The 25,359-nt window shown below is 64.5% G+C and carries 23 protein-coding genes; 12 read left to right on the top strand and 11 right to left on the bottom strand.

Annotated elements, in window-relative coordinates; genetic code table 11:
• Window positions 1–23: 23 nt before the first annotated feature.
• From AC56LV_RS23960 to AC56LV_RS23985, 6 genes are all read left to right on the top strand, one after another.
• Complete coding sequence (locus AC56LV_RS23960; RefSeq protein WP_499561397.1) at window positions 24–920, top strand: phosphoribosylaminoimidazolesuccinocarboxamide synthase; 897 nt, start codon at window positions 24–26, stop codon at window positions 918–920.
• Between the two features lie 3 nt (window positions 921–923).
• Entirely contained in the window at window positions 924–1,421 is a 498-nt protein-coding gene (gene purE / locus AC56LV_RS23965; protein ID WP_332532801.1) for a 5-(carboxyamino)imidazole ribonucleotide mutase, read from the top strand.
• 4 nt (window positions 1,422–1,425) lie between these two features.
• Window positions 1,426–2,625, top strand: a complete 1,200-nt coding sequence (locus AC56LV_RS23970) for a 5-(carboxyamino)imidazole ribonucleotide synthase (RefSeq protein ID WP_499561399.1) — start codon at window positions 1,426–1,428, stop codon at window positions 2,623–2,625.
• A 2-nt stretch (window positions 2,626–2,627) separates the two neighbouring features.
• A complete protein-coding gene (locus tag AC56LV_RS23975) occupies window positions 2,628–3,659 on the top strand; it encodes an L-threonylcarbamoyladenylate synthase (RefSeq protein ID WP_499561401.1) in 1,032 nt (343 codons plus the stop codon).
• A 262-nt stretch (window positions 3,660–3,921) separates the two neighbouring features.
• Complete coding sequence (locus AC56LV_RS23980) at window positions 3,922–5,283, top strand: SGNH/GDSL hydrolase family protein (protein WP_499561403.1); 1,362 nt, start codon at window positions 3,922–3,924, stop codon at window positions 5,281–5,283.
• Between the two features lie 69 nt (window positions 5,284–5,352).
• Window positions 5,353–6,036, top strand: a complete 684-nt coding sequence (locus tag AC56LV_RS23985) for an OmpW/AlkL family protein (protein ID WP_499455764.1) — start codon at window positions 5,353–5,355, stop codon at window positions 6,034–6,036.
• Window positions 6,037–6,258: 222 nt separating this feature from the next.
• Here the strand turns inward: AC56LV_RS23985 and AC56LV_RS23990 are convergent, their stop codons facing one another.
• Window positions 6,259–8,358, bottom strand: coding sequence for a putative bifunctional diguanylate cyclase/phosphodiesterase (locus tag AC56LV_RS23990; RefSeq protein WP_499561405.1), 2,100 nt, complete (start codon window positions 8,356–8,358; stop codon window positions 6,259–6,261).
• A gap of 273 nt (window positions 8,359–8,631) precedes the next feature.
• On the opposite strand from AC56LV_RS23990, the gene AC56LV_RS23995 reads away from it, so the two are divergent.
• Both AC56LV_RS23995 and AC56LV_RS24000 read left to right on the top strand, forming a co-directional pair.
• The gene (locus AC56LV_RS23995) at window positions 8,632–10,908 is read left to right on the top strand and encodes a DOMON domain-containing protein (protein ID WP_499561407.1); all 2,277 of its coding nucleotides are present in this window, start codon (window positions 8,632–8,634) and stop codon (window positions 10,906–10,908) included.
• 239 nt (window positions 10,909–11,147) lie between these two features.
• Complete coding sequence (locus tag AC56LV_RS24000; protein WP_258835797.1) at window positions 11,148–11,495, top strand: hypothetical protein; 348 nt, start codon at window positions 11,148–11,150, stop codon at window positions 11,493–11,495.
• Between the two features lie 82 nt (window positions 11,496–11,577).
• On the opposite strand, the gene AC56LV_RS24005 is transcribed toward AC56LV_RS24000, so the two are convergent.
• From AC56LV_RS24005 to AC56LV_RS24020, 4 genes are all read right to left on the bottom strand, one after another.
• Window positions 11,578–13,542 carry a phosphatase PAP2 family protein gene (locus tag AC56LV_RS24005; RefSeq protein ID WP_499561409.1) on the bottom strand — a complete coding sequence of 655 codons (1,965 nt, stop codon included), beginning with the start codon at window positions 13,540–13,542 and terminating at the stop codon, window positions 11,578–11,580.
• A gap of 131 nt (window positions 13,543–13,673) precedes the next feature.
• On the bottom strand, window positions 13,674–14,639 hold the full coding sequence (locus AC56LV_RS24010; protein WP_499561411.1) for a Bug family tripartite tricarboxylate transporter substrate binding protein: 966 nt from the start codon (window positions 14,637–14,639) through the stop codon (window positions 13,674–13,676).
• 52 nt (window positions 14,640–14,691) lie between these two features.
• A complete protein-coding gene (locus AC56LV_RS24015; protein ID WP_499561413.1) occupies window positions 14,692–15,384 on the bottom strand; it encodes an aspartate/glutamate racemase family protein in 693 nt (230 codons plus the stop codon).
• A 2-nt stretch (window positions 15,385–15,386) separates the two neighbouring features.
• Entirely contained in the window at window positions 15,387–16,346 is a 960-nt protein-coding gene (locus AC56LV_RS24020) for a 3-hydroxyacyl-CoA dehydrogenase NAD-binding domain-containing protein (RefSeq protein WP_499561415.1), read from the bottom strand.
• A 111-nt stretch (window positions 16,347–16,457) separates the two neighbouring features.
• Between AC56LV_RS24020 and AC56LV_RS24025 the strand changes: the two genes are divergently transcribed.
• Window positions 16,458–17,336, top strand: coding sequence for a LysR family transcriptional regulator (locus AC56LV_RS24025; protein ID WP_499561417.1), 879 nt, complete (start codon window positions 16,458–16,460; stop codon window positions 17,334–17,336).
• Window positions 17,337–17,373: 37 nt separating this feature from the next.
• Here AC56LV_RS24025 and AC56LV_RS24030 read toward each other — a convergent pair whose 3' ends face one another.
• The gene (locus tag AC56LV_RS24030) at window positions 17,374–18,567 is read right to left on the bottom strand and encodes an acyl-CoA dehydrogenase (protein WP_183556159.1); all 1,194 of its coding nucleotides are present in this window, start codon (window positions 18,565–18,567) and stop codon (window positions 17,374–17,376) included.
• A 92-nt stretch (window positions 18,568–18,659) separates the two neighbouring features.
• Window positions 18,660–19,172, bottom strand: a complete 513-nt coding sequence (locus tag AC56LV_RS24035) for a flavin reductase family protein (RefSeq protein ID WP_258835791.1) — start codon at window positions 19,170–19,172, stop codon at window positions 18,660–18,662.
• 155 nt (window positions 19,173–19,327) lie between these two features.
• Here AC56LV_RS24035 and msrA point away from each other — a divergent pair, with 155 nt between their 5' ends.
• Window positions 19,328–19,867 (top strand): peptide-methionine (S)-S-oxide reductase MsrA, encoded by a 540-nt coding sequence (gene msrA, locus AC56LV_RS24040; protein ID WP_499561419.1) that lies wholly within the window; start codon window positions 19,328–19,330, stop codon window positions 19,865–19,867.
• Between the two features lie 117 nt (window positions 19,868–19,984).
• On the opposite strand, the gene pdxH is transcribed toward msrA, so the two are convergent.
• Complete coding sequence (pdxH, locus tag AC56LV_RS24045; RefSeq protein ID WP_499561421.1) at window positions 19,985–21,241, bottom strand: pyridoxamine 5'-phosphate oxidase; 1,257 nt, start codon at window positions 21,239–21,241, stop codon at window positions 19,985–19,987.
• An 86-nt stretch (window positions 21,242–21,327) separates the two neighbouring features.
• Between pdxH and tcdA the strand changes: the two genes are divergently transcribed.
• Window positions 21,328–22,215 (top strand): tRNA cyclic N6-threonylcarbamoyladenosine(37) synthase TcdA, encoded by an 888-nt coding sequence (gene tcdA, locus AC56LV_RS24050; protein ID WP_499561423.1) that lies wholly within the window; start codon window positions 21,328–21,330, stop codon window positions 22,213–22,215.
• Window positions 22,216–22,263: 48 nt separating this feature from the next.
• A complete protein-coding gene (locus AC56LV_RS24055) occupies window positions 22,264–22,791 on the top strand; it encodes an FKBP-type peptidyl-prolyl cis-trans isomerase (RefSeq protein ID WP_499561425.1) in 528 nt (175 codons plus the stop codon).
• Between the two features lie 72 nt (window positions 22,792–22,863).
• On the opposite strand, the gene AC56LV_RS24060 is transcribed toward AC56LV_RS24055, so the two are convergent.
• The 3 genes from AC56LV_RS24060 to AC56LV_RS24070 form a co-directional block, all read right to left on the bottom strand.
• The gene (locus AC56LV_RS24060) at window positions 22,864–23,811 is read right to left on the bottom strand and encodes a GSU2403 family nucleotidyltransferase fold protein (protein WP_499561427.1); all 948 of its coding nucleotides are present in this window, start codon (window positions 23,809–23,811) and stop codon (window positions 22,864–22,866) included.
• A gap of 136 nt (window positions 23,812–23,947) precedes the next feature.
• Complete coding sequence (locus AC56LV_RS24065) at window positions 23,948–24,943, bottom strand: cation diffusion facilitator family transporter (RefSeq protein ID WP_499561429.1); 996 nt, start codon at window positions 24,941–24,943, stop codon at window positions 23,948–23,950.
• The gene (locus AC56LV_RS24070; RefSeq protein WP_499561431.1) at window positions 24,940–25,290 is read right to left on the bottom strand and encodes an ArsR/SmtB family transcription factor; all 351 of its coding nucleotides are present in this window, start codon (window positions 25,288–25,290) and stop codon (window positions 24,940–24,942) included. The genes AC56LV_RS24065 and AC56LV_RS24070 overlap by 4 nt, the downstream gene beginning before the upstream one ends.
• Window positions 25,291–25,359 lie beyond the last annotated feature (69 nt).

The raw sequence follows: 25,359 nt of genomic DNA on the forward strand, positions 1-25,359 counted from the left end.
TCCGCTTTCCTGATACCCCATCTATGAACAGCCTCTACCAATCCTCCATTCAGTCCCTGCCACTGCTCGGTCACGGCAAGGTGCGCGATAACTACGCCGTTGGCGACGACAAGATCCTGATCGTCACCACCGACCGCCTGTCGGCCTTCGACGTGGTCATGAACGAGCCGATTCCCGGCAAGGGCAAGGTACTGAACCAGATGAGCGATTTCTGGTTCGAGAAGCTTGGCCACATCGTGCCGAACCACCTGACCGGCGTTGCGCCCGAAAGCGTGGTCGCGCCGAACGAGGTCGAGCAGGTAACCGGCCGCGCGGTCGTGGCCAAGCGCCTGAAACCGATCATGGTCGAAGCCGTCGTGCGCGGCTACATCATCGGTTCGGGCTGGAAGGATTATCAGCACAGCGGCGCCATCTGCGGCATCGCGCTGCCAGCCGGTCTTCAGCAGGCTGAAAAGCTGCCGGAGCCGATCTTCACGCCGGCCGCCAAGGCCGACCTGGGCGAGCACGACGAAAACATCTCGTTCGCCCAAATGGAAGAAAAAATTGGCGCCGAGCTGGCCGCCAAAATGCGCGACATCAGCATCAAGCTCTACACGACCGCTGCCGAATACGCGGCCACGCGCGGCATCATCATCGCCGACACCAAGTTCGAATTCGGCCTGGACGACAACAACGTGCTGCACCTGATGGACGAAGTGCTGACCGCCGATTCGTCGCGCTTCTGGCCAGCCGACTCGTACGCGCCGGGCATGTCGCCGCCGTCGTTCGACAAGCAGTTCGTGCGCGACTATCTCGAAACGCTGACCGAGTGGCCAAAGACCGCACCGGCGCCGAACCTGCCGCAGGACGTCATCGACAAAACCCAGGCCAAGTATTTCGAGGCCATCGAACGCCTGACCGGCGAAAAGCTGAAGGCATAAGTGATGACCGAGCAATCCAAGCCGCTCGTCGGCGTCATCATGGGCTCGTCGTCCGACTGGGACGTGATGCAGAACGCGGTCGCGATCCTGAAGCAGTTCGGCGTGCCGTTCGAAGCGTCGGTGATTTCGGCCCACCGCATGCCGGACGAAATGTTCACCTACGCCGAGACAGCCCGCGCGCGCGGCCTGCGCGCGATCATCGCCGGCGCCGGCGGCGCGGCGCACCTGCCTGGCATGGTGGCCGCCAAGACCATCGTGCCGGTGCTGGGCGTGCCCGTGCCATCGAAGTATCTGCGTGGCGAAGATTCGCTGTTGTCGATCGTGCAGATGCCCAAAGGCGTGCCGGTGGCGACGTTCGCCATCGGTGAAGCGGGCGCCGCCAACGCAGCCTTGACCGCCGTGGCGATCCTGGCTGCCAATGACGAGGCGCTGGCCGACAAGCTGGAGCAGTTCCGCCGCGACCAGACTGCCGCGGCCCAGGCCATGACCTTACCTGTTTGATCCGATGACCCAAGCGCTGCAGACTTCTCCAATTCTTCCATCGGCCGATCCGTCCACCTGGCTCGGCGTGATGGGCGGCGGCCAGCTTGGCCGCATGTTCGCGCATGCCGCGCAAAGCATGGGCTACCAGGTTGCCGTGCTCGAACCAAGCACCGATTGCCCGGCCGGGCAGGTTGCCGATCGCACCATCGAAGGCAACTACGACGATGCGGCGGCGCTGGCCGAACTGCGCGCGCTGTGCGCCGCCGTGACGACCGAGTTCGAGAACGTCCCGGCCGACAGCCTGCAACTGCTGGCCGAAGGCAGCTTTGTTGCACCGGGTGCGTCGTGCGTGTCGATTGCCCAGGACCGCATCGCCGAAAAGCGTTTCTTTGTCGAGTGCGCGCCAACCTCGAAGGTGATGCCGGCGCCGCACAAGACGATCGCCTCGCACGCCGACATCGACGCCATCGGTGACGACCTGCTGCCGGGCATCCTGAAAACCGTGCGCATGGGTTACGACGGCAAGGGCCAGGTGCGCGTGCGCACGCGCGACGACGTGCGCGCGGCGTTTGACGACATGAACGGCGTGACCTGCATGCTCGAAAAGATGCTGCCGCTGGCCTATGAAGTGTCGGTGCTGACCGCGCGCGGCCATGACGGCGCCTCGGTCGTGTACCCGATCGCCGAAAACGTGCATCGTGACGGCATTCTGTTTACCACCACCGTGCCGGGCCCGAACGTGTCGCCGGCATGCGCGCGTCAGGCCCAGGATGCGGCGCGCGCCATCGTTGACCAGCTGGGTTACGTCGGCGTGCTGTGCATCGAGTTCTTCGTGCTTGACGACGGCACGCTGGTCGTCAACGAGATGGCGCCGCGCCCGCACAACAGCGGTCACTACACGTTAGATGCCTGCATCACGAGCCAGTTCGCGCAGCAGGTGCGCGCGATGGCGCGCCTGCCGCTGGGCGACGTGCGCCAGCATTCGCCGAGCGTCATGCTCAATATCCTGGGCGACGTCTGGTTTGACGGTGACACTGACAAGACGCGCGAACCGGCCTGGGACCGCGTGCTGGCGCTGCCCGGCGCCAACCTGCACCTGTACGGTAAGGACGATCCGCGCCGCGCCCGCAAGATGGGCCACGTGACCTTCGTTGCGCCCACACTGGACGAAGCGCAGGCCAATCTGCGCGCCGCCTGCGCCATCCTCGGCATCGCACCCTGATCATGACCGACCTGCAGATCGACCAGTCGGTCATTGACACCGCCGCCCGCCTGCTCGAAGCGGGTGAGCTGGTCGCGTTCCCGACCGAGACCGTGTACGGCCTGGGCGCCGACGCCGAGAACCCGGCCGCAGTGGCCGCCATCTACGCTGCCAAGGGCCGGCCGCAAGACCATCCCGTGATCGTGCACCTGGCGCCGGAAGCCCCGCTCGATTACTGGGCCTGCGACATCCCGCCAGAGGCTGGCGCGCTGGCCGCGGCCTTCTGGCCCGGCCCGCTGACGATGATCCTGAAACGCGCGCCGAATATCCCCGATGCTGTCAGTGGTGGCCAGGACACGGTTGGCCTGCGCTGCCCGTCGCACCCGGTGGCGCTGGCGCTGCTGCGCGCGTTCAAGGGCGGCAAGGGCGGCATTGCCGCGCCGTCGGCCAACAAGTTCGGGCACGTCAGCCCAACCCTGGCCGATCACGTCGTCGACGAATTCGCGATGGACGACACGGTGGCGATGGTGCTCGATGGCGGAGCGTCGCAGGTCGGCATCGAGTCGACCATCGTCGACCTGTCGCGCCTGGCCACGCTCGGCCCCGTGCTGCTGCGCCCTGGCCACATCAGCGCCGAGGCGATCGCGGCCGTGATCGACCGCATGCCGGCCGCAGCCGATGCAGCCGCGCCGCGCGCCTCGGGTACCCTTGAATCGCATTACGCGCCGCACACGCCGGTGGCGATGCAGGAGCGCGCGGTGCTGCTCGAGACGATCGAACAGCTGCACGCGGCCGGGCGCAAGGTCGCGCTGATCCACGTCAGCACCATGCCGGAAACCCACGCCGCGCAGCGCCTGCCGCCCCAGCCTGCAGGATTCGCCCACGCGCTGTACGCCGCGCTGCGCGCAATGGACGGGCAGGGCGCTAACGTCATCCTGGTCGAATCCCCGCCACAGCAGGGCGAGTGGCTGGGCGTCAACGATCGCCTGCGCCGCGCTGCGCATGGATCGACGGGCATCGTCCACGGATTGCTCAACAATCGCCCAAACGTTTAATTCACGTCAACGAATCGATTGATGGGGCGTAAGTACGCCGCAACTTGCCGCCCCACCCGTTACAAATTCCCCACTTTCTGCCGAGTAAAGGCTGGTTATAATCCGACCCCGACAGCCAGACCCATCGCATCTGATAGGTACGTATCGCAACGGCCATTAAGCAATGGATTTTGCTATACATGGGTAATGAACGCTGGCATAGTAAGCAGGCAGCGAATAGCACGAGCGTTCGTTTAGAAAAAAATTCAACTCAGGAGACACAATGCGTCAAACCAAATTTGCGCTGGCCGTGCTGACGGCAGCGCTGCTGTCCGCGTGCGGCGGCGGCACGAGCCCGGCAGGCGGCGACCAGGCGACCAAGGTCACGTTCACCAAGCAGGTCTCGTTCGGCGACAGCCTGTCGGACGTCGGTACCTACCGCGTCGGCGCCGTGGCGGCAGCTGGTGGCGGCAAATTCACCATCAACGGTGACAGCACTGCCAAGAGCGAAGACCTGAACGGCAAGATCTGGCTCGACTTCATGGCTGCCCAGCTGAAACTGCCGGCGCCATGCGCTGCGCAGACCGGCCTGCAAGGCGACGCATCGCTTGGCTTCTCGGTTCCGATCGTCAATAACCCGAATTGCTTCAACTACGCCCAGGGCGGTTCGCGCGTGGTCAACCCGATCGGCCCGGGCAATGCTGCGACCGGCTCGCCGATCGGCGAAATGACCACCCCGATGGTTACCCAGATCGCGAACCACCTGGCCCGGTCTGGCAACAAGTTCACCGGCACCGAGCTCGTGACGGTCCTGTCGGGCGGCAATGATGTGCTGATGCAACTGGCAGCCGTGACCAGCGCCGGCACCGCCGCCGGTGCACAAGCCTTCGCCGGCGCCCTGGCCACCCGCCTGGGCGCCACCGCCACCAACCCGCAAGCCGCCACCCAGGCAATCCTGGCCGCGATCGCCACCGAGAATGCCCGCCCAGGCAAGACCGATGCAACGCTGGTCGCTGCCGCCGTGCGCGCTGCCGCCACCCAGCCGGGCAATTCGGCGGTTGCTGCACCTGCCGTGTACGGTCCGCTCGTGACCGCCGCGCAAGCGGACGGCACCGCTGCCGGCAACACCGCCGCCGGCGCTTACGCTACTGCCAACGCCACGGCGATGGTGACGGCGCTGGGCACCGCCGGTGCGCAGATGGCTGGCCTGGTCAAGAACGAACTGCTGGCCAAGGGCGCGAAGTACGTGATCGTTGCCAACCTGCCTGACGTGGCCAGCACGCCGACCGCGAAATCGCGTCCGGCTGCAATCCAGTCGCTGGTCGCCGCGATGGTCAATGCCTTCAACACACAGCTCAAGGCCGGCCTGGGCGCCGACGATGCGCGCGTGCTGTACTCCGATCTGTACTCGGTCAGCAACGACCAGGTGAAAAATCCTGGCCCGTATGGCTTGACCAACACCAGCACCCCGGCGTGCGCCAACAACGCGCTGGGTGGGACCTCGCTGATCTGCACCGCCAACAACACGGTGGCAGGTGATGTGAGCCGCTACATGTTCGCCGACGGGATCCATCCGACCCCGTTCGAGAACGACCTTATCGCCCGCTACGTCTTCAAGGACATGGCTATCAAGGGCTGGCTGTAAGCAGGTTCTCAGCAACGAGCGGCGGGCCTGCCCTGGCGGCGGGCCCTCACACATCTATCAGGAGAAGTCATGAAAGTTCGTTTTAGCAGTATCGCCAAGGTTGCGGGTGTCGCTGCCGCACTGGCGTTCGCCACCGGCGCATCGGCGCAATCGGCCGGCCAGATCACCGCCAAGGTCGGTTTCAACCGCCTGATGCCGAAGGTCGAAAGCGGTGACATCAGCGCGCCGGCACTGCCAGGCACCAAGGCCGACGTCGGCAACGACATGCAGCCAGTGGTCATCCTGTCGTACAGCTTCACCGACAACCTGTCGGTCGAGGGCGCCCTCGGCACGCCATACAAGCACCAGATCTACGGTGCGGGCGCGATCACCGGCGTGGGTTCGGTGGGCACGGTCGAGGCGCTGCCGCCGACCGCGTTCTTCCAGTACCGCTTCTTCGCGCCGACCGCGGCTTTCCGTCCGTTCATCGGCGTGGGCCCGACCTATGCGTACTTCATGAAGGAACGCGGTAACGGCAAGCTGACCTCGATCACCAATCCTGGCAGCGACGTGCCGACCACCTTCAAGATCGACAACAAGCTGACCTACAGCGCGCAAGTGGGTATCGCGATGAACTTCGACGAGCGCTGGTTCGCCGACGCAACGGTCATCAAGACGCGCCTGCGCACCGACGTGCACTTCTCGACCGGCCAGACCCAGTTCATGAAACTGGATCCGGTGGCGATCGTGCTGGCGGTGGGTTACAAGTTTTAAGCACAATGCGCAGCAATGCCGTAGGGTGGACGGGTTCCCCGTCCACGCGGTGATCGTTGGCGGCGCTGCGTTCTTGCCAGATGATCTTGCAGCTAACCATCACCGGCGCTGCGTTCTTGCCAGATGATCTTGCAGTTAACCATCACCGCGTGGACGGCATAGCCGTCCACCCTACGGCGTGACGTGATGTGCGTGATACAAGCCCGCCGTGTGCGGGCTTTTTTAATGCGCGCCGGTTGCGTACTGCACGAATAGTTCGGCACTCATTGCCGGCTGATACAGGAAGCCCTGGTAGAGATGGCAGCCGGCATCGGCCAGAAACTGGCGCTGGCCCGCCGTCTCCACGCCTTCGGCAATCACCTGCAAGCCCAGGCTGTCGCCTAGCCCGATGATCGAGCGCACGATCGAGGCGTCGTTCTGGTCGGTGAGGACCTCGCGCATGAACGAGCGGTCGATCTTGAGCTGGTCCAGCGGCAGCTTGCGCAGGTAGGCCAGCGACGAGTAGCCGGTGCCGAAATCGTCCAGCGAAAACGAGACACCCTGCCGTTTCAGCGTGGCCATCGTCTGCGCAGTGAGCGTGAAATCGGTGACGACCAGGCTTTCGGTCAGCTCCAGGCGCAGCCCTGACGGCTGCACGCCGGTCTCGGCAAAAATCGTCGCCAGGAGCGTCACGAAATCCGGTTCGGTGAACTGGCGCGCGCCGACGTTGACCGACAGCGTCAGGCCGGCCGTTGCCGGCTGGCGCTGCCAGCGCGCCAGTTCGAGGCAGGCGGTGCGCATGACCCAGGCGCCGATTTCGATGATGAGCCCGCTTTCTTCGGCGATGCGGATGAAGTCAAACGGCAGCACGACCTTGCCATCGGGCTGGCGCCAGCGCAGCAGTGCTTCGGCCCCGATCACGCGACCCGAGCGGTCGAGTTGCGGCTGGTAGTGCAGCACGAATTCGTGGTGCTGCAGCGCGCGGCGCAAGCCGCTTTCGAGTTCGGCGCGCGCGAGCCACGCGGCCTGGACTGCCGGGTCGTGGAAGCGAAACGTGTTGCGCCCGGCCGCCTTGGCCTGGTACATCGCGGCGTCGGCCTGGCGCAAGGTCGATTCGACCGTGTCGTGCAGGCCGCACAGCGTGACCACGCCGACGCTCACCGACAGCGTGTAATGCAGTTCGCCCAGCTGGAACGGCGCCGCCAGCGCTGCGACCACCTTTTTGGCGACCGTCTCGGCCTGCGCCGCAGCCACATCGCGCGAATCCTCGACGGGCCGGATCAGTACCACGAACTCGTCGCCGCCCAGACGCGCCACCATGTCCGCTTCGCGTACGCAGCCTTCGAGCCGGCGCGCCACGGCCTGCAGCAGCAGGTCGCCGGCGGCGTGGCCCTGGCTGTCGTTGAGGTACTTGAAGTTGTCGAGGTCGCAGAACATCAGCGCGCCGCATTTGCCGCTGCGGGCGCTGCCGAGCAGGGCGCGGCGTAGCTGATCAAGCAGGTTGGCGCGGTTGGGCAGGTCGGTGAGATGGTCGAAGAACGCCAGCCGGAAGATCCGCGCTTCGCTCGATTTGCGCTCGCTGATGTCGGTGCCGATCACCAGAATCTTCTGGCTCGCGCCCGGCACGGCGTCGGGCGCCAGCAAGGTCCAGCGCGTGTCGGTGTCGACCTTCGAGCCGTCACGCCGCATGTGCGCCAGTTCGCCGCACCATTCGCCATCGGCCAGCGTGTGGGCGAACGCGGTTTCGTAGTGGGCCTGCTCGTCGCACAGCAGCTCGCAAAAGCGCTTGCCGATCGCTTCGTGCGCACTCCAGCCGTACAGGCGCTCGGCGCCATGGTTCCAGTAGCTGATGCGCGAGGCCATGTCCATGGCGATGATCGCATCACGCGCCTGCTGCAGGAACGACGCCTGCTCGAGCATGACCAGATCGGCATGCTTGACCCGCGTGAAATCGGCCAGGAAACCTTCGAGCGTGCCGGCCTGCCGGTTCAGGGCGCCTTGTTCCCAGATCCACCGGATTTGCCCGTTGGCAGTACGAATCCGGTACGTGACCTGGAAGGGCTGGTTCTGGGCCAGTGCGATCGCCACCGCCGCATGCATCTGGTCGCGGTCTTCTGGCAGGATAATGCTCGCAAACGACAGGCCCGGTCGGCCGGTGAACGCGGCGGCCGAGTAGCCGGTTACTTTTTCGACGCCGTCGCTGATGAACACCATGCTCCATTCGCTGTCATTGCGACAGCGGTACGCAGCGCCCGGCAAATTACTCAGCAGCAGGTCGAGCGACAAGGCATCGCTGCGGCTGGATGCGGATGGATCGGATACGGGGTGGGTCAAGCTCATCATGCCTCTGCCGTGAAATGCGCCAGCCTGTGCAGGCCATGCAACATGCATTCGATGGTAGCGCAAATCGGGCCGCTCGCAAGTCCCAAGTACGGGTGACCAGACGAATCGTCATCAGATGCATTCGGTATGCCACGCAAGGTAAAGCGGCATTGGCAAGGTGTCACAATTGACTGGCGCCACATGTCATCCAGACGCGGCATCCCAGGCCCCAAAAAGTGTTCTCTTTGGCAAGTCGCATGCTAGACTGGACGGCTGATTTTCATGGTGCTACGCATGTCCCCCGCCTCGTTCGCCTGTCTCGGCTTGTTGCTTTGTGCTGTCCTGCAAGCGTGCGATGCGCATGGCAGTGGCTTGCGCGCGCTGCGCATCGCGGCGGGCGACACGCCGGCGATCAACGGCGCCCTGGATGATCCCGCATGGCGCCGCGCGCCCGTCTACCAGGACTTCCACAAGCACCAGCCGCGCGACGGCGCACCTGCCCCTAATGCATTGAAGACCAGCGTGCAAGTGCTGGTCGACGACGGTGCGCTGGTGTTCGGCATCCGCGCCTGGGATGACGCGCCGCACCTGCGCCGGGGCCTCCTGGCGCGGCGCGACAAGGTCGCTGTCGACCAGGACTTCATCGGCATCTGGATCGACCCGGCCGGCCATGGCCGCAATGCCCAGTTCGTACGCATCAACACCACCGGCGTGGTCAGCGACGGCATCCACCGCGCCGAGGATGACGAATCGGATCTCGGGCCGGATTTTCCGGTCGAGACAGCCGTGACCATCCTGCCCGACGGCTACAGCATGGAAGTGCGCTGGCCGTTGTCGAGCCTGCGCTTCCCATACGCCGATGGCCGCAACTGGCGCCTGATGGTCGAGCGCAGCATCCCCCATGCCGATGGCATGCTGCTGGTGACGGCGCCATTCAGGATCGACGCGCTCAGCCACCTGAGCTTTCTGCAGGAGATCGATGGCATGGAGGCCACCGTGCAGGCAGTGCGCGACCGCAGCTTTCTGGAGCTGCGGCCCGAACTGACGGTGCGCAGCGAACGCGCCGCCATGCCGGGGACGCGCACGCGCGGCAGCCAGGCCGAACTGGGCCTGGAGATCAACGCCCGTCCGCGCGCCGACTGGGTGTTCAATGCCACCATCAATCCCGATTACTCGCAGGTCGAGATCGACGAGCCGGTGTCGCAGGGTGCCGGCAATATCGCGCTGTCGCTGCCCGAGAAGCGCGGTTTCTTTCTGGAGAGTGCGGACGTGCTGGGCCTGCCGCTGCCGGCCTTTTATTCGCGCACCGTGAACGATCCTGAATACGGCCTGCGCGCAACCTGGCGCGCGGCGCATGCCGACGCCACGGCGATGAGCCTGCGCGACGAGCCGGGTGGCCTGATCCTGCGCGGCAAGCCGTACGAAACGCTGGAATACGGGCAGACCAAGCGGACGGTCGCGAGCCTCGTGCGCGCGCGCTGGCACGGGGAAGGCTTGTTGCTGGGCGCATTTGCCTCGCAGCGCGACTACCACCGTTTCGGCGGCAACGACGTCGTCGGCGTCGATGCCCAGTGGCGCGGCGAAGGGGCGGATGGCGAGCAGCAGCAACTGTCCGGCGTGGCGATGGTGTCGCGCACGACGGCGGGCTTTGTCGACGACGACGTGCCGGCGCGGGTGGCGGGGCGCTCGGGCGGCTACCTGTGGGGCAAGTCGCTGCACAAGACCGAACGCTGGTGGTACGAGGCTGAAGTCGAAGCGATCGCGCCCGGCTTCGTCAACGACAACGGCTTCGTGCCACAAGCAGGCATCGCCCGCGCCACCGGCTCGATCAACCGCATCCTGGGGCCGCAATCCCTGGGAGGGCTCGAGCTGTACGAGTTCGAGACTTACCTGGTCCTGCACGAGATGCGCACGCTGGCCGACCGGGTGACTGGGCAGGCCGGCGGCGAAACGGTCGAGCGCAAGTTGCGCCCGGGCGTCTGGCTGGCCGCGACCCGGCGCACGAATGTGTGGGCCGAACTGGGCTTCGACCGCCAGCGCGCGCGGCCGCTGGGGCGCCTGCATGATACGCGCGTCGTCAATGTCGGCATCGAGACAACGCCCGCACCATGGATCTCGAAGATCGCACTGGAAGCGGCGCTCGGGCGCCAGCTGGACGCCGATGCCGACCGCGTGGGACCGGGCGGGAACGTGATCCTCGACGTCGGCCTGCGCTTTCCCTTGCCACGCGGGTGGTCTCTGGAGCTCGACAACCACGTTAATCGCGCCTGGGTGCAGGGCACGCTGGGCCAGCCGGCATTTTCCGACACGGCCTGGCGCGCGCTGGCCATCGTCCATTTCAGCCCGCGCGACTCGGTGCGGCTGCTGGCGCAAAACACGTGGGCCGCACGGCGCGACGATGGGGTAACGCAACTCGAAGCATGGAACGACCGCCAGGTACACCGCTCGCTGCTGTACCGCTACCAGTGGCGGCACGGGCGCACAGTGTCGCTGGGCATTGTCGATGACAAGCTGCCGCTGGTGGATGAACGGAGCAGATCGCTGACCTTCAAGCTGCAATGGGAAGTGTAGCCGCTGTCAAAAGCCGGGGTCAGGTCTGACATTCGGACACGACCTCAACCTTAATTGCTTGACTGACGAATCGCCTTGAAATTCGAGGGCGGTATTAAATGATCCGCCCGGAATTGTCGCGCTCAGGAAATCAAAAAACAGATGCCAGTGCAGAGGCCGTGTCCGAATGTCAGACCTGACCCCGCTTTGGGATTTTGACGTGCGCTACGCAACCTGCGGCTCGGTGCTATGCTTTCACCATGACTACTGATACCGATATTGAACTGTCCGGCGCCTTCCAGGCCAAGGACAGCAACGGCCGTACCCTCGACGTCAAGGAGATCCGCATTTTCGACGAGGGTTACGGGATCATCGATGTGTACGTGGAGTTTGCTGCCAAGCTCGATCCTGATGCCTACAAGGACACCGTCCTGGTGCGTCAACTCGTCGAGCGCCTGCGCACGCTCGGGTACAAGGGGCCAGACTTCGGCCACAGCGACCCGGGCCTGCAAGAGAGCCGCCTGATCGTGCTCGAGGCGCCGGAAGAATTTTCCGCGTTTGCCAAGAGCCGCGGCTGGAAGAATCTGGCCGAAGAGTTCGACGAATAAGCTGCAGCAGCAACGTGGCAAAACAATGGGGCCAGGTTCGTCAGCGAACCCGGCCCCATTCTTTGTAGAACCTGCGCTGCGCTTACGAACCCAGGCGCAGTTGCAGGCCGGTGTCGGTATAGGTCGGCGTCACGGTAAAGCCGTCGACCGTGATGGTGCTGAACTTGCCCTTCAGGCTCGCCGCGCTGATGACGGTGAGCGTGTCGCCCACGGCCGGCTTGACGCCATCCTGGAACTTGATGCGCAAGGTGCCGCCGCCGATGGTGGCCGCGCCAGTCACGCTCATGCGCCCGCCCTGGGCCGCGCCCAGGCGCAGTTCCAGCGTCGCGCCGGTCAGCTGCGTGTACTTGCCGCCCACGACCAGCGTGGCCGGTGCGTTGCTGATCACGGTGCCGCCGCCAGCGACATACACGTCACCCTTGCCGAAGGCGGTTGTCGACAGCGCTTCGAGGCTACCAGCGTCGACTTGCGTGCCGCCAGTCCAGGCATTCTTGCCGCCCAGCTTCAACGCGCCCGAACCTTGCTTGACCAGCTTGCCGCTGCCGGTGATGTCGTTGCGCCAGCGGTCTGCTGCATGAAAGCCGCCTTTGCTCGCGTCCATGTTCAGCACGACGTTGCCGGTGAAGACTGCATAACCTTCGGCCGCAGCAAACAGGTTCAGGCGGCCCCAGCCTTCAGCATCGTCCAGGACCGGATAGCCGGAACCAATCGCGGTGGTTTTCAGCACGACGCGGCGCTGCGCGTCGGTCAGGTACGGCAGGCGCGTTTCCAGCAGCACTTCGGCGCCTTTCGGCACCACAGCCGGGGCGGTCGTCGAGCCGATCAGTGGCAGGCCGAAGGTCATGCGGCGCAGGTAGTTGGCTTTGCTGGTCGCGTAGTCGGCAAAGCGGTCGTTGGCCGGTGTGCCCGAGATGGCGTAGCTCGGGAAGGTGCTGGCGGTCGTGCCGGTCAGCTTCATCAGCGTGGTCTGCGCCTGCTCACGGGCGGCGGCGCGCGTGGTGGCGCCGGCAGCGATCAGGTTGGCGGTGGCGACGGCTTGCGCCTGCACGCGGCCGCTGATCACGTCCAGTGGCGAGTGCATGCCGGCATAGATGCGGCTCTCGCCCAGTTCGAGGCCACGGCCGACCAGTTCCTGGTAGCGTTCCGGCAGCACGTAGGCCATCGCGACGGCGTTGCGTACGGCTTCGGCCGAGTGGCCGCTGGTGAAGCCGCCGTCGGTGTTCGGCGTCGCGCTCTTGGCTGGTTCCAGCTGCGGCACGACCTGCACTGCGCTGCTCCAGCGGTAAGGGCGCGCGTATTTGTAGAAGCGCTTGGCTGGCTCGGTCGAACCGTTGCCGCCCATCGCATTGACCAGGTCGACGACTTTGCCGAACTCGGCATTGGCGGCGCCGCCGACGCCGTTGTTGTTGCCGCCATCTTCATACTTGACCTTGATGGCATCCGCCGGCATGTCATTGATGGTGGTGGTCTGGCGGGTGGCGCTGCGCCACGCATCGGTCAGCGGGCCCATGCCGCCGGTGACGCTGTAGCCCTTGCTGCGCCGGTCGTCCAGGTAGGCCAGCAGGGCCTGTTCGGGGGTGCGGCTCGCGGTGGCCTTGACCACGTAGTCGATGTTGGCATTGTGCACGGCGGCGTTGACGATCGTGCCGCCATTGGTGCCGTCGTTCGGCACGCCGGTCCAGGTCGATGCGGCAACGGCCGGGAAGCCGTCGACGGCCGGGGCCGTCTGGCCTGCATCGACGAGTTCAGTGACCGGCTTCCAGATGGCGAGCATGCCGCCCAGCACGCGCACGCCGGCATTCGTGGCCAGCGTGGCGTAGCGGGCATCGCCGCGCTGGTTGGTGGCGGCGGTGTCGACAAAAGCGAGCACGGACGGTGCCGGCGCCGTGTCGGCCGCGCCCTGGTCCGCTGGCGCGGCCGGGATGACGATGGCGACATCGGCAGCGGCGGCGTCGTCATGGTGGTCGGAACCACCGCAGGCGGACAGGGCAAGTGCAGCGCCAATGGCGACGGCAAGCGGAAGACGGCGGAGAACGACGTGATGCATGTGGACCCTTCAATGGTGGTGAGGCGAAAAATTGAAGGGATGATAAGAAGTGCGTGTGACGTCATGATGACGCGCGGTCGGTTGCTTCCGATCACCGGCGGTAGGTAGCGGTGATCGGGCGCTGCCCCGCGTCAGTCGACCGTCACACCGGCGTCCTTGACCACTTTGCCCAGCTTGACCGATTCGGTGCGCATCAGGGTGCCGAACGCGTCCGGCGTGCCGCCGACGACCGGCGTGCCCAGCTCTTCCCATTTCTTGCGGAAGGCCGGGTCGGCGAAGATCTCGTTGAGCGCCCCGTTCAGGCGCATCACCACCGGCTTGGGTGTGGCGGCCGGCGCCACGATGCCGTGCCAGCCCGTGAAGTTGTAGCCGCTCAAGCCCGATTCGGCCAGCGTCGGCACGTCCGGCAAGCTCGGCACGCGGGTGGCCGTCGTCACGGCGATCGGATGCAGCTTGCCCGTCTTGATGTACTGGACCGAGCTGCCCAGGATGTCGAACATGACCTTGACGTGCCCGCCCAGCACATCGTTCAGCGCCGGGCCGGCGCCCTTGTAGGGAACGTGTTGCAGCCTGGTGCCCACCGCAGTATTGAACAGTTCGCCCGCCAGGTGTTGCGGGGTGCCGTTGCCGGCCGAGGCAAAGCTCAACGTCTCGGGATGCTCCTTTGCCATGGCAACGAACTGCTTGACGTTCTTGACCGTGACCGAGGGGTGCACTTCGAGCACCAGCGGGAACGCCGAGATCTGGATCACCGGGGCGAAATCCTTGTCCGGGTCGAACGGGATCGATTTGTACAGCGTCTTGTTGACCGCCATTGGCCCGCTGGCCGCCAGCAGGATCGTGTAGCCGTCCGGTGCCGACTTGGCCACCATGCCCGTGCCGATATTGCCGCCGGCGCCGCCCCGGTTGTCGATGATCACGGGTACCTTGAACTTTGCCTGCAGCGGTCCCTGGATCAGGCGCGCCATCGCGTCCGTCGGCCCGCCTGGCGGGTAGGGCACGACAAAGCGGATCGGCTTCGACGGATAGACGTCGGCGGCGCCGGCGACGAGCGCCTGGGTCATGAACAGCGTTGCGAGAAGTACCTTCTTGAGCATGCTTTGTCTCCGGGTTGTCTTGTTTTGTTTTGGTGGGGTGGTACGTTGTCGTTCAGGGTGCCTGCTGCGCCAGGCGCCGTTTCAGTTCATGCACGGCGCTGTGCACCGTGGTCAGCACCGGCGCACCTGCGGCGCGGACGCAGGCGTCATGTGCACGCGCCATGCTGAATTGGGCCAGTGCGATCGTCGCGCAGCCATCGTCGATCAGCCGCCGTGCGCTGTCGGCAATCAGCTCGTCATGCAATTCGACGTCGCCCCGGTTGAGCGCATCGAGCGCGCCTTCGGCCAGCGCGCAGCGCAGTGCCACGCGCGCCGGAAATTCGGGCGGCATCGAGGCCAGCGTGGGGCCGAACGTCGCGATCAGGCCCACCGGGCCGGCCGCCTGGCCCGCCTCGGCATCGGCAATCATGGCCTGGTTCGGCTTGAGCACGGGAATGTGCGGATAGCGCTGCGCCACCGCTTCGATGCAGGGGCCGAAGGCCGAACAGGTAAACAGGATGGCCTCGGCCCCGCTGCCGAGCGCATAGTCCGCCAGATCGGCAAAGCGCTTGTGCATCGCAGCGTCCAGGCCACGGCCGGATCGCGCCAGGTCGGCCGACAGCGAATCGTCGAGCAGATTCATGCGCGTGGCTTCGGGCCATTGCTCGGCCATGAAGGCATTGATCGGCTCGACCGAATGGCTCAGCGCATGGATCAGGGCGATGCGCGGCGCCGGGCGCTTCGCCGCTGAAGGGGGGGCAGACATGATCATTGGTCCTCGATCCGTGGCAGTTCGGGTGCCAGCAGGCGCAAACCGGCCATCAACAGGCCATCGTAACGCGCGCGCTCGGCAGCAATGGTGTCCGGCGTCCAGCGATAAAAGCCTTCGCCCGTTTTCATCCCGTAATGGCCGGCGTCGTAGCGCTGCGCCAGTACCCGGCCCGGCGTGGTGTTGGCCGCCAGCGACGGGTACATGGTGGTCGCGGCCGGGCAGTGCACGTCGATGCCGGCATGGTCGCGCTGCAGCACGGGGCCGGCCGCAAGAAAGCGGAAGCCAAAGCCGAAGCGCACCGCAGCGTCGACATCCTCGGCCGTTGCAATGCCGGCATCGATCAGCGCAAACGCTTCACGCGCGAGGGCATGCTGCAGGCGGTTCGCCAGGAAACCCGGCAGGTCCTTGCGGACCAGCACCGGCACCATGCCGCAGGCACGCATGAAGGCCATCAACGACTCGGCCAGCTTGCTTGATGAGTTCGCGCCGAGCACCACCTCGACCAGCGGCACCAGATGCGCCGGCATGAAGAAGTGCAGGCCCAGCATCCGCTCGGTGCTTTCCAGGTGTTCGCCGATGGCCGAAATGGGAAAGCTCGAGCTGTTGCTGCACAGCAGAGTATCGGGACGCGCGCGCTGGACCAGCTCGGCAAACAGTGCCTGCTTGAGCGCCAGCTTCTCTGGAATGCACTCGATCACCAGGTCGATGGCCTGCCAGTCGAGTTCATCGAGGCTGGCGCAGGTCGTGATGCGCTCGCGCTTGTGTTCCAGTCCCAGCTTGCGCAGGGTATCGCCAAAATAGGTGTCGAGCGCGTCGCGGCGCGTGGCGCCAGGTTCGAGCACGATCGCGCGGCAGCCAGCGCGCGCCAGCACGATCGCCACGTCGGCGCCCATCGTGCCGCCGCCTGCAACGAGGGCCAGCGCTTGCGAAGGCTTGGGAAGTATCAAGTTTTCCATGATCATTTTCGAAAAGAGAATGAACTTAGTTTGCGCTTCATCAAATTATCTGAGAAACACATTTTTTCTATAAACTTATCGATTATGGAAATAAATCTATCCGCACGTGAGTTGCGTGCCTTCCTCGCCCTGGCTGACACGCTCAGCTTCAGCAAGGCGGCGCAGCAGGTCTGCCTGTCGCAGTCAGCCCTGTCGACCCTCATCGGTCGTTTGGAGGAGGGCTTTGGCAGTCGCCTGTTCTCGCGCACCACGCGCTCGGTGGCCCTGAGTGCTGCCGGCGAGGTGCTGGTTGTGCACGCCCAGCAATTGTTGGCCGATATCGAGCGCTCGGCCGCGGCGGTACGCGACGTGACGGCGCTGCACCGGGGCCGGGTGGCATTGGCCGCGATGCCGTCGCTGGCGGCGCGGCTCGTGCCGCGCCTGTTCCGCGTCTTTCATGCGCGCCATCCCGACATCGCGCTGTCGCTGGCCGATACGCTGTCCGAACCTGCGTTCGAGCTGGTGCGCCAGGGGCGCGTCGACTTCGCCATCACTGCCGCCAATCCGGCCTACCAGGATCTGGAATACATCCCGCTGACGACCGACGAATTCGTGCTGCTGGCGGCGCCTGGGCATCCGCTGGGCCGCGACAGCAGCCCGATCCGCCTGCCCGAGACGCTGCCGTATCCACATATTTCGATGTCGCGCCACACCAGCGTGCGCCAGTACGTGGACGCGGCTGCGCTGCAGGCAGGGATCAATTTTTATCCGGCGTTTGAAGTCGACCACCTGGCCACGATTGGCGCCATGGTGGTCGAGGAGCTGGGTGTGGCGGCCCTGCCGAGCCTGGCAGCCGATGTGATTGCCAGCGCCGCGCTGGTACGGCGCGAGCTGGTCGATCCCGTCATCCGCCGCTCGATCGGCGTGGTCCGGCGCAGCGAAGGCGCGCCCACGCCCGCCGCGCAGGCGATGCTGAACCTGTTGCAGGAGCAGATTGCGGAAGGTTCTTGAACGGCGCAGCGATGGCCGCGCCGTGGGCGCTACCTGATCAGAACGCGGCGATGCCGGTCTGTGCGCGGCCGAGAATCAGCGCATGGATGTCGTGCGTGCCTTCGTAGGTGTTGACGACCTCGAGGTTGACCATGTGGCGGATGATGCCGAACTCGTCCGAAATGCCGTTACCACCCAGCATATCGCGCGCCATACGGGCGATATCGAGCGACTTGCCGCACGAATTGCGCTTCATGATCGACGTGATTTCGGGTGCTGCCGTGCCTTCGTCCTTCATGCGGCCCAGGCGCAGGCAGCCCTGCAGGCCAAGCGTGATTTCGGTCTGCATGTCGGCCAGCTTCTTTTGCACCAGTTGGTTCGCCGCGAGCGGCTTGCCGAACTGCTGGCGGTCCATCGTGTACTGGCGCGCCGTGTGCCAGCAATCTTCGGCCGCGCCCAGCGCGCCCCAGGCGATGCCGTAGCGGGCCGAATTCAGGCAGGTGAACGGACCTTTCAGGCCGCGCACGTCCGGGAACGCGTTTTCTTCCGGGCAGAACACATTGTCCATGACGATTTCGCCCGTGACCGACGCGCGCAGGCCGAACTTGCCGTGGATCGCCGGGGCCGACAAACCCTTCCAGCCTTTTTCGAGTACGAAGCCGCGGATCGCGCCTTCATCGTCCTTGGCCCACACGACGAACACGTCGGCCACTGGAGAATTGGTGATCCACATCTTGGCGCCACTCAAGCTGTAGCCGCCCTCGACCTTGCGGGCGCGCGAAATCATCGAGCCAGGGTCGGAGCCGTGGTTCGGCTCGGTCAGGCCGAAGCAGCCGATCCATTCGCCGGTGGCCAGTTTCGGCAGGTATTTCTGTTTGGTCGCTTCGTTGCCGAATTCGAAGATCGGGACCATGACGAGCGACGACTGCACGCTCATCATCGAGCGGTAGCCGGAATCGACACGCTCGACTTCACGCGCGATCAGGCCATAGGCGACATACCCCATCGCGGGGCCGCCGTATTCTTCAGGAATGGTCGGGCCGAGCAGGCCCAGTTCGCCCATTTCGCGGAAGATCGAGACATCCATCGACTCGTGACGGAACGCTTCGAGCACGCGCGGGCGCAGCTTGTCCTGGCAATAGGCGGCGCTGGCGTCGCGCACCATGCGCTCTTCGTCAGTCAGCTGGCTGTTCAGCAGCAGCGGGTCATCCCAGTGAAAAGCGGCTTTCTTGGGCGAGTCGGTACGGGTCATCGGAAATCCTGTCTCTGAATTCTGGTTAGAAGTTACCTGACCATTATAGAAACGTGGCGCAGCCCGATCTTTTCAAACTGCGACAGGCATTTTCATTTTTGACTGGCGGTGCTGCCGAACTTGCCGCCGTGGAAGATCAGCGCTGGCTGCGGCTGCAACTGGCACTCTTCCACCTCGCCGACAAAGATGACGTGATCGCCCTCCGGGTAGCGGCTGCGGTTGTGGCATTCGAACCAGGCCGACACGCCCTTGAGGATCGGCAGGCCGGTGCGCGACAGTTCGTAGTCGACGCCCTCGAACGGGTTTTCGCCGCGGCGCGCAAAGCGCATCGCCAGGTCTTCCTGACCGGCGGACAGCACATTGATTACGTAGTGCGAGTTGCCGCTGAAGATCGGCATGCTGTTCGCCCCGGCGCCCAGGCTCCACAGCACCAGCGGCGGGTCGAGCGAAACCGAGTTGAACGAGCTGGCCGTCAGGCCGCGGAAGGTGCCGTCGGCCAGGCGGGTCGTAATGACGGTGACGCCGGTCGCAAACTGCGACAGCGCTTGGCGGAAATGGGTCGTATCGAAGCCGCGCGTGGTCGCGCGGGCAGAAAGTGTATTCATGGCGTTCCTGGAACTGTGGCGCTCATTATGCCACCGTCCCGTGCAAGCTTGCCGCGCCATGCTCTCTGGCTGCATCGGCAGCGGGTCAATACAGCGGGCAGCCGAGCTTTGCGCTACATTAAGCTTATCGAAATTTTACGAATACAAGGGCCATCATGAGTGAGCAAACAGCGGGCGACGTCGCCATCCTCGGGGGCGGCTGCTTCTGGTGCATCGAGGCGGTGTTTCTCGAAGCGCGCGGCGTCACGCGCGTGGAGTCAGGCTATATGGGCGGCCATGTCGACCATCCGACTTACGAGGCCGTCTGCAACGGCACCACCGGCCACGCCGAAGTCGTGCGCCTGGAATTCGATCCGTCGGTCATCAGCTACCACGACATTCTCGAGATTTTTTTCACGATCCACGATCCGACGACATTGAATCGCCAGGGAAATGACGTCGGCACGCAATACCGGTCGGTGATCTTTACCACGTCCCCGGAGCAGGACGCCGTTGCGCGCACCGTGATGGCCGAGATGGCCATGGTGTGGGATGCGCCGCTGGTGACGCAGGTATTGCCGCAGGAAACCTGGTACAAGGCCGAGGACTACCATCAGAATTACTTCGCGCAACACCCGTTGCAGGGGTATTGCGCGTTCGTGGTGGCGCCGAAAGTTGCCAAGTTTCGTACTACGTTTGCTGAACGGCTAAGGTAGGGTGGATCGGACGCGTAGTCGGCTTCGCCATCCACGCGTTGATGGTTGGCGGCGCCGTATTCGTGCCGGATGATCTGTCTGCCAACCATCACCGCGTGGGCGGCGTAGCCGCCCACCCTACGGCTGAAGGCGGCTGCGCGTCCAGCTGCCGTCCGGCTGGCGCTGGTAGACGATCCGGTCATGAAAGCGTGAGCGGCGGCCTTGCCAGAACTCGATGCGCTCCGGCACCAGACGGAAACCGCCCCAGTTGTCGGGGCGCGCCGGATCGTCGCCGGCCACCTGTGCCACGGCCTCGTAATTCGCTTCGAGTGCGGCGCGGCTGGCAATCGGGCTGCTCTGCTGCGAAGCAATGGCCGACACCCGGCTCTTGAGCGGCCGGCTGCGGAAATAATGGTCGCTTTCTTCGCTTGACGTCATCTCGACGCGGCCTTCGATGCGGATCTGGCGCTCGAGTTCGCTCCAGAAGAACAGCAGGGCGGCCTGGTTGTTGCCGCGCAGTTCCTGCGCCTTCTGGCTGTCGTAATTGGTGTACCAGGTAAAACCGCGCGGATCGAATTGCTTGATCAGCACGATGCGCGAGCTCGGCCGGTTGCCCGGGCCGACGGTCGCCAGCGTCATCGCATTCGGCTCGTTCACCTGCGCGGCCAGGGCCTGCTCGAACCACGCCGTGAACTGCGCGATCGGGTCGTCCAGCACATCGTCTTCGTTCAGGCTGGCCTGGCCGTAATCCTGGCGCAGATCGGCCACTGCCTGGCCGACACCGGCTGTCTTGGCCGCTGTTGTGGCCGATGTTGTGGCCGATACGATGGCCGATGCCACCGGCTGGTCAAACGCCTCGGGCGCCAGCAGGCCGCGGCGGCGCTGCATCGCCTGGCCCAGTTGCGCCATCTGCTCGGGTGAGAACAGGCGCATCGCCATCGGCGCCAGCGTGCTTTCCTCACGCTCCATGTGCGCCGTGTAGCGGGCGACGAAGCGCTCGACGGCCGTGCTGGAGAGCATGGTGCCGGTGCCGGCTTCGATGGCGGTCAGTTGCTCGTGCAGGTCTTGCCACAGGGCGTCCATGTCGTTGTGGTCCTGCACGATCGTCGGCGCCAGCGCCTGCAGCGTGGCGGCGTCGTCGCCCTGCGCGGTGGCGCGCAGCATCGGGATCAGGTCCTGTTCTTCGTCGTCGTGGTGCAGGTGCGCCGCCTTGTCGAAGTAGCGCAGCACGGCGCCGGCGGCGTCGCGTGCCTGCTTGTCGACGCCATGTTCGGCCAGGTGCGGCAGCAGCTTTTCGAGTGTCGACAGTTGTTTGCGGATGCGGCCATGGCAATGCTTGAGCACGGCGATTGGCTGGGAGAAATCGGGGGCGGTGTCGGGCAGGGGAGAGGTCATTGTTCTGTGGGAGACACGCAGGTTATTTGGTTGACGAACGATTATTCTAGTGTAGTCGCGAAACACCTGTCCGCTACAATATCGGGATGAATCAATTACTTGAGCAAGGGGCGGCGGCAACGCCCACGGATGATATCGACTTTGCGCGCCGCTTCGGCGGCATCGGACGCCTGTACGGTGAGCCTGCGCTGGAACGTTTCCGCGCGGCGCACGTTTGCGTGATCGGCGTCGGCGGCGTCGGTTCGTGGGTGGTCGAGGCGCTGGCGCGCAGCGCCATCGGCCACCTGACCCTGATCGATCTCGACAACGTCGCCGAATCGAACATCAACCGCCAGATCCAGGCGCTGTCGTCGACCATCGGCATGCCGAAGATCGAAGCGCTGCGCCAGCGCATTGCCGAAATCAATCCGTTCTGCCAGGTGACGCTGGTCGAGGACTTCATCGACCTGGAGAACATCGAGACGCTGGTGGCCAATCAGGGCTTCGACTACGTGGTCGATGCGATTGACAGCGTCAAGCCGAAGGCCGCCTTGATCGCCTGGTGCAGCGCCAACCGGATGCCGCTCGTGGTGGTGGGCGGCGCAGGCGGCCAGATCGATCCGACCAAGGTCGAGATCCGCGACCTGGCGCGCACCGAGCAGGAACCGCTGCTGAAAAAAGTGCGCAAGCTGCTGCGCGCCCAATACGGTTTTTCGCGTGGCGAAAAGCAGAAGTACCATATCGACGCCGTGTTTTCGATGGAACCGTTGCGGTATCCGGAGACAGGGGACGCCTGCGAGATCGATGACAACGGCATCACGGGCCTGAACTGCGCTGGATTCGGTTCGTGCATGGTGGTGACCGCCACCTTCGGCATGGTGACGGCGGGGCAGGTGCTGCGCCGGCTGGCCGAGGCGGCCAATGCCCAGGCTGCTGCGGCTGCCAATGCCGCTGCCGGGCAAACTGTGCAAGCTGAGGCTGCCTTGCTATCATAGGTGCCAGATGCAACCGTCCGGTTGCGACCTTTTGATGGAAGAGCACACATGATTCGTCGATCCGCAGTCATCGCCCTGCTCCTGGTGGCAGGCAGCGCCCAGGCCCAGGAAGGCGCACAGGACGCCAGCAAGCCCGCGACCCAGCCGCCGCCGGAAGCGCAGCAGCCAGCTAATGCGCCTGCTGCTACCCCGGTCACGCCGCCGGTCGCCGCTGCAACCCAGGCACCGCAGGTCGAGATCGTCGATCGCGTGGTCGGTACCGGCAAGGAAGCGTCGCTCGGCAGCAATGTCGTCGTCAACTACACGGGCTGGTTCCACAAGCCGCTGGCCAAGCAGCAGCGCGGCCGCAAGTTCGATTCGTCGCTCGACAACGGCCGCGATCCGCTGGAATTCCAGCTGGGCGCAGGCCGTGTGATCAAGGGCTGGGAGCAGGGCGTAGCCGGCATGAAGGTCGGCGGCAAGCGCACCCTGATCATCCCGAGCGCGCTGGCCTACGGCAAGCGTGGCGCGGGCGGCGGAATGATTCCGCCGGACTCGGACCTGATCTTCGACGTCGAACTGCTCAACGTGAAGTAAGGCACGGCTGGTCAGCTACATGGTGCTGGACTAGCTGCTGCCCGCCCCCAAGCCGGTAGCATGCTGGTCGTTTCACGGCGCAGAAGGCAGCAACAGAGCCTCGGACAGTAATTCCTGCACAATCCTCGCCTGAAGCACATCGCGGCGTCGCTTTACAGGGTCACGGTGTTTGGCTTGCTCGGCCATCCAAAGCTTAAACTGGACGAAGCTTTCGGGCGCAATCGTTCTCATCATCGCCATCTTCCCGGTCACTGAGACAACGACTTGTTCAAAGCGGGGAGAGTCCGTCAACACGCCGGCTCTTTCCGCTTGAACCCGCCACAAGTCTTCCTCGTCATCGGTGAACCGAAACGGGTGTGGGTCTTGCTGGATGGGCTGACGGCGCAAAAAATCGACTTCGAAACCTTTTTCGTTAATGGCAGTTTCAAGCTGCGACTCCTTGCGTTGAAAGGTTTTGTCAGCGCGCTGAAGTACTGCAAGCATCGATGTCTGGGTACGCGCCATTGTTGTCAAGAACTGCATTCGCTTACGCGCGTCCCATAGCAAATCGACGTCCATCGTTGCCAACGCACCTTGCTGAATGCGTACGCTCGCCGCAGCCTCATAGGCATAGAGTGCGTGGGTACCCACGACCGTAAAGTAGTCATGCACGCGCGATTCGTGAAGAGCCTGAAGGACCGATACGACAGTAGCGGGGGTACGACCAACCTTCAAGGCTTTGTTCAGTCGTTCCGCTTCTTGTAGTGCTTCATTGAGTGACCTTAGTCGCTCTTCAACCTGATGCTTGCAGGTCGTAAAGTCAGCATGAATTTTTTCGGTTTCAGCAGACCGCCGGCCAATCCTCTGCTGTCGATTGTCTGGTGTCGTTTTGACGAGATATTCGTATTTGCCTTCGACCTTCCAATACATCCCGCCTTTGTACTGCCGGGCTCGCTCAGCGGTACGAGCATGCTCGGAAAAAATCGTGACCGAGTCCATGTACTGTCGGGCTGCGTTGTCGGAAAGTAGAAAGTAGTTCACGATAGCAATTCACCGTATATTCTGAAATTTTAAATTCTATACGGTGAAATGTCCCATCGTCACCGTGGATTGGTAGCATGCGATGTACATAAGTACGTGAATCCTCATGCACCCAGCCGTAATGAACGCAAACAGTCTAGTGGTGCCCGTGCAGCGTGCAGTGATGATGGGTCGTGCCTTCCTCGACCTGCAGCGTGCAGTGATGAATCGCGAATTGCGCGCTTAACCGGTCCACCATCGCATCGATCGCCGCATCGCCAGGATACCCGGCGGGCATCACGACGTGTGCCGTCAGCGCCGTTTCGGTCGTGCTCAGCGCCCAGATGTGCAGGTCGTGCAGATCAGCCACGCCGGGCTGCGCGAGCAGGAAGCCGCGCACCTTGTCGGCATCCACGCCAGGCGGCACGGCCGCCATCGACAGCTGCACCGATTCGCGCAGCAGCGACCATGTACCCAGCACGATGACCACCACGATCGCCAGGCTCACCGCCGGGTCGATCCAGGTCCAGCCCCAGAACATGATGATCAGGCCCGAGACCGCCACGCCCAGCGACAGCGCCGCATCGGCCGCCATGTGCAGGTAGGCGCCGCGGATGTTCAGGTCGCCCTTGCTGCCAGCCAGGAACAGCCAGGCCGAGAAACCGTTGATCAGCACGCCGATGGCGGCCACGATCGACACCGTGGCCCCGGCCACGGGCGCTGGTTCGGCGAAGCGCTGCACCGCTTCCCAGGCGATGGCGCCGCAGGCCACCATCAGCAGCAGGCCGTTGCCCATTGCCGCCAGGATCGACGAGCCGCGCAGGCCGTAGGTGTAGCGGCCGGTGGGTACGCTTTTGGCGAGCACCGCCGCACCCCAGGCCAGCACCAGGCCCAGCACGTCGGACAGGTTGTGACCGGCGTCGGCCATCAGCGCCGTCGAGTGCGCGATGAAGCCGTAGGCGAATTCGATGATGACGAAGGCCATGTTGAGCCCGATCGCCAGCGCGAAAGCGCGGCCGTTGCCTTCAGGAGAGGGCATGTGGTGATGGTGATGACCGAAGCCGTGGCCATGGTCATGGCCGTCGTGCTTGTCGTCGTGACCATGATCGTGGTCGTGGTCGTGGTCATGATCGTGCTGGTGATGTTGGCTCATGCGTCCATTCCGGTGGCGGGTTCGGCGATGTGCTCGAACATGGTGGAAAGCAGGCTGCTGATGTGGGCGTCGGCAGCTGCGTAAAAGACTTGCTTGCCCTGGCGCTCGGCCTTGACGATGCGGGCTGCACGCAGCAGGCGCAGGTGGTGGCTGACCAGTGAACTCGACAGCGACAGCGTGCTGGCGATGTCGCCCACGGCGGTCGGTTGCGTCAGGCAGGCCAGCACGATGCGCAGGCGCGTTGCGTCACCCAGCAGGTGGAACAGGTCGGCCAGCTGGCCGATCGCTTCCTCGGGCGGCGGGGCGATCGGCTGGGCGGCCGGATGCGTGTGAAGATGTTCGTGCATGCGACCCTAACATGTGAATAGGTGTTCACATGTTAGGGCAAAGAGGTGTGCCGGGCAAGCACGGTGTGG

The sequence above is a fragment of the Telluria sp. RB2R28 genome, from assembly GCF_059685835.1.

What these genes read in the sequence shown, in the direction of transcription:
- AC56LV_RS23960 (WP_499561397.1), top strand. Translation starts at nt 24, where the DNA reads ATGAACAGCCTCTACCAATCCTCCATTCAGTCCCTGCCACTGCTCGGT.
- tcdA (WP_499561423.1), top strand. Translation starts at nt 21,328, where the DNA reads ATGAATCAATTACTTGAGCAAGGGGCGGCGGCAACGCCCACGGATGAT.
- AC56LV_RS24065 (WP_499561429.1), bottom strand. Translation starts at nt 24,943, where the DNA reads ATGAGCCAACATCACCAGCACGATCATGACCACGACCACGACCACGAT.
- AC56LV_RS24035 (WP_258835791.1), bottom strand. Translation starts at nt 19,172, where the DNA reads ATGAATACACTTTCTGCCCGCGCGACCACGCGCGGCTTCGATACGACC.
- AC56LV_RS24000 (WP_258835797.1), top strand. Translation starts at nt 11,148, where the DNA reads ATGACTACTGATACCGATATTGAACTGTCCGGCGCCTTCCAGGCCAAG.
- AC56LV_RS24005 (WP_499561409.1), bottom strand. Translation starts at nt 13,542, where the DNA reads ATGCATCACGTCGTTCTCCGCCGTCTTCCGCTTGCCGTCGCCATTGGC.
- pdxH (WP_499561421.1), bottom strand. Translation starts at nt 21,241, where the DNA reads ATGACCTCTCCCCTGCCCGACACCGCCCCCGATTTCTCCCAGCCAATC.
- AC56LV_RS24070 (WP_499561431.1), bottom strand. Translation starts at nt 25,290, where the DNA reads ATGCACGAACATCTTCACACGCATCCGGCCGCCCAGCCGATCGCCCCG.
- purE (WP_332532801.1), top strand. Translation starts at nt 924, where the DNA reads ATGACCGAGCAATCCAAGCCGCTCGTCGGCGTCATCATGGGCTCGTCG.
- AC56LV_RS24055 (WP_499561425.1), top strand. Translation starts at nt 22,264, where the DNA reads ATGATTCGTCGATCCGCAGTCATCGCCCTGCTCCTGGTGGCAGGCAGC.
- AC56LV_RS23995 (WP_499561407.1), top strand. Translation starts at nt 8,632, where the DNA reads ATGTCCCCCGCCTCGTTCGCCTGTCTCGGCTTGTTGCTTTGTGCTGTC.
- AC56LV_RS23970 (WP_499561399.1), top strand. Translation starts at nt 1,426, where the DNA reads ATGACCCAAGCGCTGCAGACTTCTCCAATTCTTCCATCGGCCGATCCG.
- AC56LV_RS23990 (WP_499561405.1), bottom strand. Translation starts at nt 8,358, where the DNA reads ATGATGAGCTTGACCCACCCCGTATCCGATCCATCCGCATCCAGCCGC.
- AC56LV_RS24010 (WP_499561411.1), bottom strand. Translation starts at nt 14,639, where the DNA reads ATGCTCAAGAAGGTACTTCTCGCAACGCTGTTCATGACCCAGGCGCTC.
- AC56LV_RS23980 (WP_499561403.1), top strand. Translation starts at nt 3,922, where the DNA reads ATGCGTCAAACCAAATTTGCGCTGGCCGTGCTGACGGCAGCGCTGCTG.
- AC56LV_RS23985 (WP_499455764.1), top strand. Translation starts at nt 5,353, where the DNA reads ATGAAAGTTCGTTTTAGCAGTATCGCCAAGGTTGCGGGTGTCGCTGCC.
- AC56LV_RS24030 (WP_183556159.1), bottom strand. Translation starts at nt 18,567, where the DNA reads ATGACCCGTACCGACTCGCCCAAGAAAGCCGCTTTTCACTGGGATGAC.
- AC56LV_RS23975 (WP_499561401.1), top strand. Translation starts at nt 2,628, where the DNA reads ATGACCGACCTGCAGATCGACCAGTCGGTCATTGACACCGCCGCCCGC.
- msrA (WP_499561419.1), top strand. Translation starts at nt 19,328, where the DNA reads ATGAGTGAGCAAACAGCGGGCGACGTCGCCATCCTCGGGGGCGGCTGC.
- AC56LV_RS24020 (WP_499561415.1), bottom strand. Translation starts at nt 16,346, where the DNA reads ATGGAAAACTTGATACTTCCCAAGCCTTCGCAAGCGCTGGCCCTCGTT.
- AC56LV_RS24015 (WP_499561413.1), bottom strand. Translation starts at nt 15,384, where the DNA reads ATGTCTGCCCCCCCTTCAGCGGCGAAGCGCCCGGCGCCGCGCATCGCC.